Raw genomic sequence first — 13,650 nt, 5'->3', positions numbered from 1 at the left:
AACGCGTCCGCGCCGCATTCGCTCTACGCACCGTCCCCTACCGCCTACGCGAGTGGCCGACGGGCGTACGACGGGGCCCTGGACTCCCTCTGCCCTGGATGCGGTCGCGTACTCCCTCGGCTGCACCGACGTAGGTCCGGTGGACAGCCCGCGACCAGTCGGCGATATTTCTTATTCTCTGACGGGCGCCACGGCACTTCCCGTGGATGCATCCCGACAGAGAAAGCAGAAGGAACTCCCGTGCATTCACGCATCACCAAGCGGGCCGTGCAGCTCGTCGCCGCTACGGCGGCCAGTGCGCTGCTCGCGCTCGCCGGCGCATCGATGGCGTCGGCAGCCGTCACCCCGTCGACGATCGACGCCACCAAGAAGGGCTCGATCACGATCCACAAGTACGAGATGCCCGCCGCGGGCCCCGGTGTGGAGGCCGACGGCGCCGACCACGGCGACCTCGCGGGTCTGACCCCGATGCAGGGCGTCGAGTTCACCATCACGAAGGTGAACAACGTCGATCTCACGACGAACGCCGGCTGGAAGACCGCGACCACCCTCACCCCCGCACAGGCGCAGAGCCAGCTGTCGGCCACGAAGTCGGTGGTCACGACCGCCAGCACGGGCATCGCCAAGGCGAGCAACCTCGACCTCGGCCTCTACTACGTCACGGAGACCAAGTACCCCGCCGGCGTCACCCCGGCCGCGCCGTTCCTGATCACCGTCCCGATGACCGACCCGGCCAACCTCGACAAGTGGATGTACGACGTCCACGTCTACCCCAAGAACTCGAAGGTCGGCGGCTCCAAGACCGTCAAGGACGCCACCGAGATCGCCATGGGCGGCCCCGTGGTCTGGACCATCCTCGGCGACATCCCCGCCGGCCCCGCCACCGACGGCTACCGCATCGTCGACCCGCTGGACACGCGGCTGACCTATAAGACCGCCACGGTCACGCTCACCTCCGGCCCCGCCCTGAGCTCCGGCACCGACTACACCACGAGCTTCGACGCCGCGTCCAACACCGTGACCGTCGAGTTCACCGCGACCGGCCGCGACAAGCTCGCCGCGGCGAAGACCGCGGACGCCTCCGCGCAGGTGAAGGTCGTCCTCGACACCATCGTCAACGCCGTCAGCAACGGCATCGGCATCGACGGCGACATCATCAACGTCGCCTGGGTCTACCCCAACCAGGCCAGCTTCGCGATCAAGCCCGGCAAGCCCGGCGAGACCACCCCCGGCACCCCGACCGACCCCAACATCCCCACGACCCCGGTACCCGTCGGCCCGGTCGAGACCAAGCTCGCCGCGATCAAGATCCACAAGCGCGCCGCCGAGAACCAGGCGCTCTCCCTCGCCGGCGCCCAGTTCAAGCTCTACCCGACCGCGGCCGACGCCGCTGCGGGCACCAACGCGATCACCATCGACGGCACCAGCACGTGGACCACCGGCGCCGACGGCACCGTCACCATCACCGGTCTGCGGCAGTCCGACTTCGCCGACAACCAGCAGCTCACCTCCACCACCGACCCGAAGTACCAGTACTTCTGGCTGGTCGAGACCAAGGCCCCCACCGGCCGTGAGCTGCTCGCCGAGCCGATCAAGACCACCGCGATGGGCCTCGGCGCCAACGCCACCACCCTCGAGATCGACAACGCCAAGCACAACGACGGCTTCACCCTCCCCTTCACCGGCTCCCCCCTCAGCGCCACCCTGTTCTACGGCGCGGGCGCACTCGTCGTGATCGCCGGTGTCGTCTACATGACGGTCCGCCGACGCCGTCAGCCTGCCCAGCAGAGCTGATCCCCGCCGCAGGCCGGGGGAAGGAGAACACCTCCCTTCCCCCGGCCTGCCGTCGTCCCCGTACCCGACCAGAAGAGGAGAACCGATGGCCGGCACCCGCCACCCCCTCAGGCGCAGGCTCCTGTCCGTCACGGCCGTCGCCTTCGGCGTCGGCCTCATGCTGTACCCGCCCGCCTCGACGTGGTTCTCGGACGAGGCGCACGCCTCACAGCTCAGAAGCTTTGCGACGAACTCGGCGGCCCTGAGCCCCACGCGCGTCGACGACCTGCTGGAACGGGCCCAGCGCTACAACGCGAACCTTCCCGAGGGCGTGCTCCGCGACCCGTACGAGCTCGCGGACGAGACCGCTGCGGCCCCCGCGACCGCGGCCGAGGCCGACTACGAAACCCAGCTCCGTGTGCCCGGGGTGGAGGTGATGTCCCGCGTGACCATCCCCTCCATCGACCTCAGCCTCCCCGTCATGCACGGGACGAGCCCGCACACCCTCGACCTGGGAGCCGGACACCTCTACGGGTCGTCGCTGCCCATCGGCGGGCCTGGCACCCATGCCGTCATCACCGCGCACTCGGGGCTCGTCGGAGCCACGATGTTCACCGACCTCGGCAAGGTGAAGGTCGGCGACGTCTTCAGCGTCACCACCGTGAACAAACCGCTCTTCTACCGGGTGGACCACATCGCCGTGGTCGAGCCGGACGACATCAGCGCGCTCCAGATCGTCCCGGGGAAGGACTACGTGACGCTCGTGACGTGCACACCGCTCCACGTGAACTCCCACCGCCTGCTGGTCCGCGGTGAGCGCATCGCCGCCCCGGACGCGCTCGCCCAGGAGTCGGCGACGGTCGCCCCTGCCGCTCCCTTCCCCTGGTGGGCGGTCATCGCGGCCGGGGCCACGCTGCTCGGCGCCGCCTACGTGCTGCACCCGCTCATCAGGCGGAGCGAGGGGCGGCGCGGTCCGTACCGAAGGGCCCCCGTCACCGGCGACGCGTGAGCGGAGCAGCTCGCACGGCTCGCATCGCGAACGTCACGGAACCGGATGCTCCGTCGCTGCGGGCGCGGACCGTCCGGCGATCCGGGCAAGATCATCACGATCGACCGCCCCGGTCTTCTGCCGGATGTTCCGCAGGTGGGAGTCGACCGTGCGCACGCTGACGCCCAGCCGGCCGGCGATCTCCACGTTGGAGCGGCCGGCGGCGATCTCGCGGATGATGTCGGCCTCCCGCTCGCTCAGCCCGAGATCGTCGATGGCGCCGCCCGCCGTGTGGACGCTCTCATCGAGCAGGAGACGGAGCTCGCCCTGCGCCCGCTCGGCCCCGGCGTCGTCCCCGCGCGCCCGGTAGAGGCGGGCCGCCTGGCCGAGCAGCTTCATCGCCTGATCGCGCGCGCCCAGCGCGCCGAGGTCGCGTCCGGCCTCCACGAGGCCGTCCGCGTCGCCGGCGGCCTGTGCCGTCAGGCCCGTGATCCACGCGCGGTAGAGGTCGCCGGACGCCGCACCCCCGGCCGTGGACAGGCTCGCGGCCGCCTCCACATCGAAATGCGCCAGCACCGCGAGCAGCTCCAGCGTCTCCGCCGCCAGCAGATATCCGCGGTCGCGGACCGCGTCGGCGAGATCGCGATACGCGGCCGCCGCCTCCTCGCCCGCCCCCTCCGCCGAACGTCTCGCGGCCTCCACCATGGAGGTCGATCCGAACGGGAGGGCGTCGCTGCGACCGGGCAGGTCGGCCGCCCGACCGGCCAGCGAGCGGGCGGCCGGACCCCTGCCGGTGCGGATCGCGACGAAAGCCAGCACCACGAACACCGCGCGATCGGGAGCGAACAGCAGCTGACCCGCGGTGGCGCCCGTGCTCAGGACGAGCTGCGCCGTGCTGAACGCCTCGTCGAACTGCCCCAATGCCGCACGCGCGAGAACCGCCACGTACGCATGTCCGACCAGTCCATCCCGATCGGCCTCGGCCAGGCAGCGCTGCAGGTGCGAACCCGCCCATTCGGCGGCCTGCTCGAGCCGGCCGGCCGCGTACAGCGCGAGACCGTACGCGTACTCGTGCTGCGCGGCGAGGATGGTGCCTCGAACGGGCGCGGGCATGGCGTCGAGGTGTGCGAGCGCCTCGCGGCCGCGACCGGAGACGATGGAGGCGAACGCGAGCACCAGACGCGCGACGGCGGCGTTCGGATCCTCCCCGGCGGCACGGCGCTCGAGGGCGACGACGGCGTCGGCAGCGACGGCGGACGTCTCCATGCGCAGGCAGATCGTGAGAGCCTCCACCGCAGGAGAGAACACCGCGTCCGGCGAGACGCCCTCCCGGAGCGTGTCGATCGCCGCTTCCGGCCCCTCGCCGGTGGTCAGCCGCCAGCGCGAGGCCAGGAAGCGGAACGCGAGCGCATCCTCCTCGGCGGCGCCGTCGAGGAGCGTGCCGCTCAGGATCTCTTCGACCAGTTGGTGGTCGACCGGCCCCGTGAGCTGCAGCGAGAGGACGCGGACGGCGGCGGAGACCGACCGCGTCTGCCGCCACTCCGACGCCGCTGCGCTGGACGCGCCGGCGAAGGCGTCGCGGAACATGTGGGCGAGCTGAGGCAGCTCGGTCGTGCCCGCCACGGGCTCGGGCAGCGCGCGTGACGGCACCGGAGCGTTGCGGGAGTCGCGCTGCGCCGCCGACAGCGCCTCGATCGCCGTCAGGAGGCGGCTGCGGCGCGCGGAGTGCGGTCGATGCAGGAAATAGTCCGTGAGCCCGGGCGGCTCCACGGCAGCCATCGCCCGGGAGCGGACCATGAACACCCGGAGCAGCGACGCCCGCTCCAATCGCTCCGCCCGCTCCTCCCCGACGAGACGGAGGGCGGTGTCGAGCTCGATCACGCCGGCGAGCGCGAGCATCTCCACGGCCTCCGCGAGCGGTTCGTCGGCGTCGGCGAGCAGAGCGTCGTAGACGGGCGCGAGCGCGTCCGACCAGAGGTCGGGGAGGTCGGTCCACGTCTCCTCTCGGCGACGGATGCGACCCTCGGCGACCGCCGCACCGGCGAGAGCCGTCACGAGGCCGATCCGGCCGCCCGACTTCGTATGCAGGCGCGAGGCGAGCGTCGGGGCGACGTCGCCGTCGAGCAGGTGGACGAGAACGTCCTGGACGTCGTCGAGCGAGAGCGGCTCGAGCGCCACCCGCACCGGAGGCGCGAGCTGCCCGAGCGCCCGCGGGTCGTGAACGCTCGTTCCTCGGCCGACCGCGGCGACGATGGGGAATCCGGCGGTGCGATGAGCGAGGGCGACCGCCTCCCACGACGGCTGGTCGAGCCGGTCGGCGTCGTCCACGAGGACCGCCGCCGGCCGCCGTTCCGCGAGGATGCCCGCGATCCTGGCCGGGGCGGGCGCACCGGGGCGCGTCAGCTCCGCGGCATCCGAGAGAGCAAGACGGAGCGCCGCCAGTGGCAGCTGGTCACCGGCACCCCGCACGACGACGACGGTGTAGCCCGCCCGCCGATACTCCTGTTCGACCAGGCGCAAGACGTGGGATCTGCCGGAGAGGCGGGGGCCGACGAGCTCGACGTTCCTGCCCGACGTGGCGCTCTGGAAGACGCGCCGTGCCTCCGCTCCCCCGACGGACATGGACGTGACCTCGCTTCGCACCGGAACCCGAATGAGAAATATCTTCTCGTGCGGGCGTCGCGGTGCGCAACGGGTCGATTCAGCGGCGGTCGGCCGCCTCGTCGCCGTCGAGGTCGTCGTCCCCGTCGAGCTCGTCGTCCTCCTCCGCGTCGTAGTCGCGTGGCTTGATGTACGGGTCCTCCTCGCCGGCGTACTGCGCGGAGGCGGCCAGGTCGGCCACCTCGGTGTCGCGCTGGTGCGCCTGGCGCAGCAGGTCCTCGATGTGGGCGGCGTTCTCGGGGATCGCGTCGAGCTGGAACTCGAGGGTCGGCGTGAGCCGGGCCGTGATGTTCTTGCCCACCTCGGTGCGCAGCATCCCGGTCGCCGCCTTGAGCGCCGCAGCAGTGCCCTGGCGCTCCTCCTCGCTGCCGTACACGGTGTAGAAGACCGTGGCGTGCTGGAGGTCGCCGGTCACCTGCACGTCGGTGATCGTGACGAAGCCGAGGCGCGGGTCGCGCAGGCCGCGGTCGAGCCGCTTGGCGATGATGACCTTGATTCTGTCCGCGAGCTTCCTCGCGCGTGCCGGATCGGCCATGGTGTGCCTCCTACCTTCCGTGGGCCCGAGGGCCGTAAGCCCGAAGGCCCGGCGGACGAACCGCCGGGCCTTCGGAGCGCTCTGGATCAGACGCGCGGCTTCTCGCGAAGCTCCGTCGTCTCGATCTCGTCGCCGATCTGGATGTCGTTGTACTTGCCGAGTCCGATACCGGCCTCGAAGTCCGTACGGACCTCCGTGACGTCGTCCTTGAACCGGCGCAGCGACTCGATGGCGAGGTTGTCCCCCACCACGGCGCCGTCGCGGATGACGCGCGCCTTGGCGTTGCGCGTGATCGTGCCGGACCGGACGATGACACCGGCGATGTTGCCGAACTTGGAGGAGCGGAACACCTCGCGGATCTCGGCCACACCGGACTGGACCTCTTCGAACTCGGGCTTGAGCATGCCCTTGAGCGAGTTCTCGATGTCCTCGATGGCGTTGTAGATGACCGAGTAGAAGCGGACGTCCACACCCTCGCGGGCCGCACGCTCGCGCGCCTTCACGTCCGGGCGGACGTTGAAGCCGATCACGATCGCGTTGTCGATGGTCGCCAGGTCGATGTCCGACTCGGTGATCGCGCCGACACCGCGGTGCAGGATGCGGAGGCTGACCGACTCGTCGACCTCGATCTTCATGAGCGACTCCTCCAGCGCCTCCACGGCACCGGACACGTCGCCCTTGATGATGAGGTTGAGCGCCTCGACCTTGCCCTCCTCCAGGGCCCGGGTGAAGTCCTCGAGCGAGATGCGCTTGCGGGCCTTCGCCAGCTGCGCGTTGCGCTCGGCGGCCTCGCGCTTCTCGGCGATCTGACGGGCCGTGCGGTCCTCCTCGGTGACGAGGAAGGTGTCGCCGGCGCGCGGGACGCTCGAGAGGCCCTGCACCTGGACCGGGCGGGACGGCGCGGCCTCGAGGACCGGGTCGCCGTTCTCGTCGGCCATCGCACGGACGCGGCCGTAGGCGGTGCCCGCCACGATCGCGTCGCCGACGCGCAGGGTTCCGGACTGGATGAGCACGGTCGCGACGGCGCCGCGGCCCTTGTCGAGCTTCGCCTCGATGGCGACACCGCGCGCGTCCTTGTTCGGGTTGGCGCGCAGGTCGAGCCCGGCGTCGGCCGTCAGCAGCACCGCGTCCAGGAGGTCCTGGATGCCGATGTCGTTGCGGGCGGACACGTCGACGAACATGACGTCGCCGCCGTACTCCTCGGCCACGAGACCGAACTCGGTCAGCTGCTGACGCACCTTGGCGGGGTTCGCCTCCGGCTTGTCGATCTTGTTGACCGCGACCACGATCGGCACGTTGGCCGCCTGGGCGTGGTTCAGCGCCTCGATCGTCTGCGGCATGATGCCGTCGTCGGCCGCGACCACGAGGATCGCGATGTCGGTCACCTGGGCACCACGGGCACGCATGGCGGTGAACGCCTCGTGACCAGGGGTATCGATGAAGGTGATGGCGCGCTCGATGCCCTCGTGCTCGGTCCACACCTGGTACGCACCGATGTGCTGGGTGATGCCGCCGGCCTCGCCCGCCACGACGTTCGCGTTGCGGATGGCGTCGAGGAGGCGCGTCTTTCCGTGGTCGACGTGACCCATCACGGTGACCACCGGCGGACGGATCTCGAGGTCCTCGTCGGACTCGCCCTCCAGCTCGGCGTCGAGGTCGATGTCGAAGCCCTCCAGGAGCTCCTTGTCCTCGTCCTCGGGCGAGACGACCTGGATCTTGTAACCCAGCTCCTCGCCGAGCACCTCGAAGGTGGCCTCGTCGAGCGACTCGGTCGCGGTCGCCATCTCACCCAGGTGGAAGAGGACGGTGACCAGCGACGCGGGGTTCGCGTCGATCTTGTCGGCGAAGTCCGAGATGGAGGCGCCTCGGCGCAGCCGGACGACGGTGCTGCCGTTGCCGCGGGGGACGCTCACGCCGCCCAGCGACGGGGCCTCCCGCATCTCGAATTCCTGACGCTTCGCGCGCTTCGACTTGCGGGCCTTGCTCTTGCCGCCGCCGCGACCGAACGCGCCGGCCGTGCCGCCGCCCGGTCCGCGACCGCGACCGCCGCCGCCACCGGGACGGGGGCCGCTGAAGCCGCCGCCCGGACGCTGGAAGCCGCCGCCGGTACCGGCACCGGCACCGGCACCGGGGCGCTGCTGGAAGCCGGGACGACCGCCGCCGCCACCCTGGCGCTGGCCGCCGGGACGACCCTGGCCGCCCTGACCGGGCGCGCCGATGCGCGGCGAGCCGGGGCGAGGCGGCGCCGGACGCGGGATGTTGCCCGGCGACGGCCGCTGGCCCATGCCCTGCGAGCTCGCGAACGGGTTGTTGCCCGGTCGCGGGTTGCTCGGGCGCTGGCCCATGCCCTGGTTCGACGAATAGGGGTTGTTGCCGGGGCGCGGGGCACCCGGACGCGGGATCGACCCGCCGCCGGGGCGCGGGCCGGACGGCTTGACCGCGTCGGACGCGGCCTCCGGCTTGGCCTGCGGGGTCGCCTCAGCAGCGGCGGCCTTCTCGGCGGCAGCCTTCTCGGCGGCAGCCTTCTCGGCGGCAGCCTGACGCTCGGCGACCGACATCGGCGCCTGCGGCTTGGGGGCGCCGGAGCGCGCCTCCTGCGGCTCGGACGACTGCGCCGGGCGCGGGGCCTGCGGACGCGGGGCGCCCGCCGACGGCGCGGTGGCCTTCGGCGCCTGCTGCGCCTTGTCGGTGGTGTGTCCTTCGGCCTCGAGGGCGGCACGCAGCTTGCGGGCCACCGGAGGCTCGATGCTCGAGGACGGGCCCTTGACGAACTCGCCCATCTCCTTGAGCTTCGCGAGCGCGACCTTGCTGTCGACGCCGAGCTCGCTCGCGACCTCGTGTACGCGTGGTTTTGCAGCCACAAATTCTCCTGTCTGGGCCTACCCAGACAGGGCAGGCGTTAGTTGCGGACGGTTCTCATTTCGAGCCGCTCATCGGTTCTCACTCATGTGAAGTCACTGCTTCTTCAGCCTGTTCTCTCGTGAGGTGCGACCGGATGGCCGCGGTGTCGAGGGTCCCCTCCACCCGGAGGGCGCGCCCGAAGGCCCGCCTGTTCTGGGCTTTGTCGAGACACTCGAAAGTCGGATGCAGCCACGCGCCCCGCCCCGGCAGCGTGGCGGACGGGTCCACCACGATCTGCGATTCCTGGGCGACGACCCTCAGAAGTGAGGACCGCTGAGCGCGAGAACGGCATCCGACGCACGTTCTGACAGCTTCCATCTTACCCCTCCGGCGCATGGGCGCCGAAACGGCGGGAGGCCACGGTTTGAACAACGCGACGGCTCCCCGCGGCATTCCGGCTAGTCGCGGTCGAGGATCGAGTCCGGCTGGATGTCGATCTTCGCGCCCGTGAGCTTCGCGGCGAGGCGGGCGTTCTGGCCCTCCTTGCCGATCGCGAGCGACAGCTGGTAGTCGGGCACGAGAGCGCGCACGGCCTTCAGCGACTCGTCGATCACGAAGGCGCTGGTGACCTTCGCCGGCGACAGCGCGCTCGAGACGAACGTCGCGAGATCGGGCGAGTAGTCGACGATGTCGATCTTCTCGTTGTTGAGCTCCGCCGTGACCGCCCTGACCCGCTGACCGAGCTCGCCGATGCAGGCGCCCTTGGCGTTGACGCCGGGCTCGGTGGCGCGGACCGCCATCTTGGTGCGGTGGCCCGCCTCCCGAGCCAGGGAGACGATCTCGACGACGCCGCTGGCGATCTCGGGGACCTCGAGCGCGAACAGCTTGCGGACCAGCGCGGGGTGCGTGCGCGACACCGTGATCGACGGACCCTTCGGCCCCTTCGACACGCTCGTGACGTACACCCGGATGCGCGAGCCGTGCGCGTAGTCCTCGCCGGGCACCTGCTCCTCGGGCGGGAGGATCGCCTCCACGCTGCCGAGGTCGATGTGCACCATGCGCGGGTTCGGACCCTGCTGGATCACGCCCGCGACGATGTCGCCCTCGCGGCCGCGGAACTCGCCGAGCACCGCGTCGTCGGCGATGTCGCGCAGGCGCTGGTTGATGACCTGCTTGGCCGCGAACGCAGCGATGCGGCCGAAGTCGCTGGGGCTGTCCTCGGCCTCGCCGATGACGTTGCCCTCCTCGTCGCGCTCCGGCACGTAGACGGTGACATGCCCGGTCTTGCGGTCGAGGTGCACCCGGGCGGCCGGAGGCTCGCCGTGGCCGTGACGGTGGTCGGCCTGATTGGTGTGCTTCAGATACGCGGTGAGGATCGCCTGCTCGATGATCTGCACCAGCTCGTCGAACGGGATCTCCTTCTCGCGCTCCATGAGACGCAAGACGCTGAGGTCGATGTCCATGCCGGCCTCCTCTATTCAGATTGCGCCGCCGCACGATGGCGCGACGGACTCGACTCACTACGGTACCCGAGATTCCCGAAGGCGGGAACGTCGCGTACCGTGCGGTGCATGACCTCCCCCTCCAGGGCCGCCTCGCGCGTCGCAGGCAACCCCGCCGTGCGGGTGCTCGCACGGGTCGGCCTCGCCTCGATCGGCGTGCTGCACATCCTCATCGGCGCCATCGCGCTCGCCCTGGCGATCGGCGGCCTGAGCAGCGGCGGCAGCGGCGGAGGCGGAGGCGGCGGCAACGCCGACCAGTCCGGCGCGCTGCAGGCGCTGGTCGCCGTGCCCGGCGGGCTCTTCGCCGTCTGGCTCGTGATCGTCGGGCTCGTCTTCCTCTCCCTCTGGCAGATCCTCGTGGCGATCATGTCGCCGCGGGCGGGGACCCGGGTCACCGAGATCGTGAAGTGCGTGGTCTACGCGGCCCTGGCCGTGATCGCGATCTCCATCGCGATGGGCGGCAAGCAGGACGCGTCGAACTCGGAGAAGTCGATGAGCGCGCGGCTGCTGGAGATGCCGGGCGGGGTCTTCGTGCTCGCGGCCATCGGCATCGGCATCGCGGTGGCCGGTGCGGTGTTCATCCGCAACGGCGTCACCCACCGGTTCGAGAAGGACATGCGCCTCCCGCCGAACCGCCTTGCCACTGCCACCCGCACGCTCGGGAGGGTCGGCTACGTCTCGAAGGGCGTCGCGCTGATCATCGTCGGCGGCCTCGTCGTGGCCGGTGCCGTGACGTACGACCCGGAGAAGGCCGGCGGGCTCGACGGCAGCCTGAAGGCGCTGCTGCAGATCCCGTTCGGGCCGGTGCTGCTCATCCTGATCGCGCTCGGACTGATCGCGTACGGGGTGTTCTGGTGCGTGCGGGCGGTCGCCGCGCGGTTGTGAGCAGCGGCCGGGGGCTCGTTCGCTCTGAGCGAACGGCGCCCTGCTAGGCGGCCGGCTCGAAGATCGCGGAGATGGTCGCCGCCTCCTTGGCGGTCGGCGTCCACGCGGTCGCCGCCTCGGCGTTCGCCACGATCTGCTCCGGCTTGGTCGCACCGGCGATGACGGAGGTCAGCCCGGGTTGGGCCAGCAGCCAGCCGAAGGTCGCGGCGAGCATGCTCACGCCGCGCTCGTCGCAGAACGCCTGATAGCGCTCGATCCGGTCCCACGGCGCGTTGTCGAGCAGGTGCTTGCGGATCATCATGATGCGGCTGTCGCTCGGGCCGCCCTCCCGGCTGAACTTGCCGGTGAACAGCCCGTTGTAGAGCGGGAAGTAGGGCAGGAAGCCCAGGCCGTACCGGTTCACCGCCGGCAGCACCTCCCGCTCAGCGTCGCGCGCGAGGAGGCTGTACTCGTTCTGCGCCGAGACGAACTTCGGGTGGCCGCCCAGCCGCGCCGTGAACTCCGCCTCGGCGATCTGCCAGCCTGACAGGTTCGAGTGGCCGATGTAGCGGATCTTGCCCTCGGCGATGAGGTCGTCGAGCGTCTCCAGCGTCTCCTCGATCGGGGTCACCGGGTCGGGGACGTGCAGCTGGTAGAGGTCGATCCAGTCGGTGCGCAGGCGCCGCAGCGACGCCTCCACCGCGAGCCGGATGTAGCGGCGGGAGCCGCGGACGCCCCAGTCCGGGCCGTTCGCGCCCTGCATGTCCTGGCCGAACTTGGTGGCGAGGACGATCTTGTCGCGCTTGCCGGCGAGCGAGCGGCCCATGAGCGTCTCGGAGAGGCCGCGCTCCTTGCCGTAGATGTCGGCGGTGTCGAACAGCGTGACGCCGGCGTCGATCGCAGCGCCGATGACGGCGTCGGTGCCCTCCTGGGTCTCGGTCGCCGTGTCCTTGCGGCCGAAGTTGTTGCAGCCGAGGCCGATCGTGGAGACGATGAGGCCGGATTCGCCCAGGGTGCGGTACTCGATGTTCGCCATGGCTTCGAGTCTAGGCGGCCGCGATTTTCTCCACAGGCCGGGGGCTCGTGACCGTTGTCCCCGATGTCCGATTCCCGCGAGACGGCGTCGGCGGCTCCGCCTAGAGTCGACCCATGAGCAGTTCCACCGAATACCTCCTCCGGCTGCCGAGTCCGATCGGCCGCATCGAGCTGACCAGCGACGGCGAGGCCGTCACCTCCCTCGCGATCGAGCGCCAGAGCCGCCTCCCACTCGACGAGCACCCCGAGCGCAGCAACGCCGTGCTCGACACCGCCGCGAGCCAGCTCGGCGAGTACTTCGCCGGCGAGCGGCGCCGCTTCGACGTGCCGGTCCGGCTCGAGGGCACGCCCTTCCGGCGGGCGGTGTGGGAGGAGCTCGCCCGGCTCGACTTCGGCACGATCACCTCGTACGGCGAGCTGGGGGCCATGCTCGGCTACCCGCGCTACGGGCGGGCGATCGGCGGAGCGGTCGGCGCGAATCCCGTTCCGATCATCGTCGGCTGCCACCGCGTGCTCTCGACCAGTGGTCGCGTGACCGGGTACAGCGGCGGCGAGGGCATCCCGACCAAGCTGTGGCTCCTCGAGCACGAGGGGATCACGCTGGCCGCATGAGCACCACGGACGAGACGACCTCCTCCCCCGCCGGCGCACCCGATGGGATTGCTGCGGCACCCGCGGTGGATGCACCCGTGGACGCCCCCGCGGCGGCACCTGTGTCCGCGCGACAGCCGGTGATCGTCGGCGATGACGGAGTGGCTCGCTGCGCCTGGTCGGCGAACGACGCGGAGTACCGGCGCTATCACGACGAGGAGTGGGGCACGCCGCAGCACGATCCGCGCGCGCTCTACGAGAAGCTGTGCCTGGAGGGGTTCCAGGCCGGGCTGTCGTGGATCACGATCCTGCGGCGGCGGCCCGCGTTCCGGGAGGTGTTCCACGGGTTCGAGCCCGAGCGCGTCGCCGCCATGGGCGATGCCGAGGTGGAGGCGCTGCTCGTGGACGCGCGCATCATCCGGCACCGGGGCAAGATCGAGGCGACGATCAACAACGCGAAGGCGGTCCTCGCCCTCGACGTCCCCCTGGAGGAGCTCATGTGGAGCTTCGCTCCGGAGCCGTCGCCACGTCGGCCTCGCGAATGGGCCGACATCCCGGCCGTGACACCCGAGTCGACGGCGATGAGCAAGGAGCTGCGGCGCCGCGGGTTCCGCTTCGTGGGGCCCACCACGATGTATGCGTTGATGCAGGCGACCGGGATGGTCGACGACCACCTGGAGGGATGCTTCCGCGCCTGACCCGCGCGCATCCTTGTTGAAGTCCTAAAACTGAGTTATGCTCACCACAAGCGAGAAAGGATCGTGAGATCCGAGCAGGCGGCGCCGCGGGGGTGCCGTCTACTCGCCCAGTCGGGCCGGCGGCGTGCGTCACGGACGTGTTCCACGTTCAGCCGGGGCCGG

General features: G+C 70.9%; 11 protein-coding genes. 5 read left to right on the top strand and 6 right to left on the bottom strand.

The window, feature by feature from the left end:
* Positions 1–240: 240 nt before the first annotated feature.
* Positions 241–1,794 carry a SpaH/EbpB family LPXTG-anchored major pilin gene (locus P5G50_RS09660; RefSeq protein WP_301210669.1) on the top strand — a complete coding sequence of 518 codons (1,554 nt, stop codon included), beginning with the start codon at positions 241–243 and terminating at the stop codon, positions 1,792–1,794.
* 85 nt (positions 1,795–1,879) lie between these two features.
* Positions 1,880–2,782: a class C sortase gene (locus P5G50_RS09655; RefSeq protein ID WP_301210671.1), complete on the top strand. Its 903-nt coding sequence runs from the start codon at positions 1,880–1,882 to the stop codon at positions 2,780–2,782.
* A 33-nt stretch (positions 2,783–2,815) separates the two neighbouring features.
* Here the strand turns inward: P5G50_RS09655 and P5G50_RS09650 are convergent, their stop codons facing one another.
* From P5G50_RS09650 to nusA, 5 genes are all read right to left on the bottom strand, one after another.
* The gene (locus tag P5G50_RS09650; RefSeq protein WP_301210672.1) at positions 2,816–5,383 is read right to left on the bottom strand and encodes a LuxR C-terminal-related transcriptional regulator; all 2,568 of its coding nucleotides are present in this window, start codon (positions 5,381–5,383) and stop codon (positions 2,816–2,818) included.
* 79 nt (positions 5,384–5,462) lie between these two features.
* The gene (gene rbfA / locus P5G50_RS09645; RefSeq protein ID WP_301210674.1) at positions 5,463–5,957 is read right to left on the bottom strand and encodes a 30S ribosome-binding factor RbfA; all 495 of its coding nucleotides are present in this window, start codon (positions 5,955–5,957) and stop codon (positions 5,463–5,465) included.
* 86 nt (positions 5,958–6,043) lie between these two features.
* Entirely contained in the window at positions 6,044–8,818 is a 2,775-nt protein-coding gene (infB, locus tag P5G50_RS09640) for a translation initiation factor IF-2 (RefSeq protein ID WP_301210676.1), read from the bottom strand.
* A 79-nt stretch (positions 8,819–8,897) separates the two neighbouring features.
* Positions 8,898–9,176 carry a YlxR family protein gene (locus P5G50_RS09635; protein WP_301210677.1) on the bottom strand — a complete coding sequence of 93 codons (279 nt, stop codon included), beginning with the start codon at positions 9,174–9,176 and terminating at the stop codon, positions 8,898–8,900.
* Positions 9,177–9,256: 80 nt separating this feature from the next.
* Positions 9,257–10,261: a transcription termination factor NusA gene (nusA, locus tag P5G50_RS09630; protein WP_301210678.1), complete on the bottom strand. Its 1,005-nt coding sequence runs from the start codon at positions 10,259–10,261 to the stop codon at positions 9,257–9,259.
* Between the two features lie 108 nt (positions 10,262–10,369).
* Here nusA and P5G50_RS09625 point away from each other — a divergent pair, with 108 nt between their 5' ends.
* Positions 10,370–11,185, top strand: a complete 816-nt coding sequence (locus P5G50_RS09625) for a DUF1206 domain-containing protein (RefSeq protein WP_301210680.1) — start codon at positions 10,370–10,372, stop codon at positions 11,183–11,185.
* Between the two features lie 43 nt (positions 11,186–11,228).
* Here P5G50_RS09625 and P5G50_RS09620 read toward each other — a convergent pair whose 3' ends face one another.
* Entirely contained in the window at positions 11,229–12,200 is a 972-nt protein-coding gene (locus P5G50_RS09620; protein ID WP_301210682.1) for an aldo/keto reductase, read from the bottom strand.
* A 113-nt stretch (positions 12,201–12,313) separates the two neighbouring features.
* Between P5G50_RS09620 and P5G50_RS09615 the strand changes: the two genes are divergently transcribed.
* Positions 12,314–12,811 (top strand): methylated-DNA--[protein]-cysteine S-methyltransferase, encoded by a 498-nt coding sequence (locus tag P5G50_RS09615; protein WP_301210684.1) that lies wholly within the window; start codon positions 12,314–12,316, stop codon positions 12,809–12,811.
* Positions 12,808–13,488, top strand: coding sequence for a DNA-3-methyladenine glycosylase I (locus P5G50_RS09610; RefSeq protein WP_301210686.1), 681 nt, complete (start codon positions 12,808–12,810; stop codon positions 13,486–13,488). Before P5G50_RS09615 ends, P5G50_RS09610 begins: the two co-directional genes overlap by 4 nt.
* Positions 13,489–13,650: the final 162 nt, after the last annotated feature.

Origin of the sequence: Leifsonia williamsii (genome assembly GCF_030433685.1) — a bacterium.
Taxonomy (GTDB): Bacteria; Actinomycetota; Actinomycetes; order Actinomycetales; family Microbacteriaceae; genus Leifsonia; species Leifsonia williamsii.
Note: the sequence above shows the minus strand (reverse complement) of the source record. Positions and strands in the feature narration are given on the sequence as shown.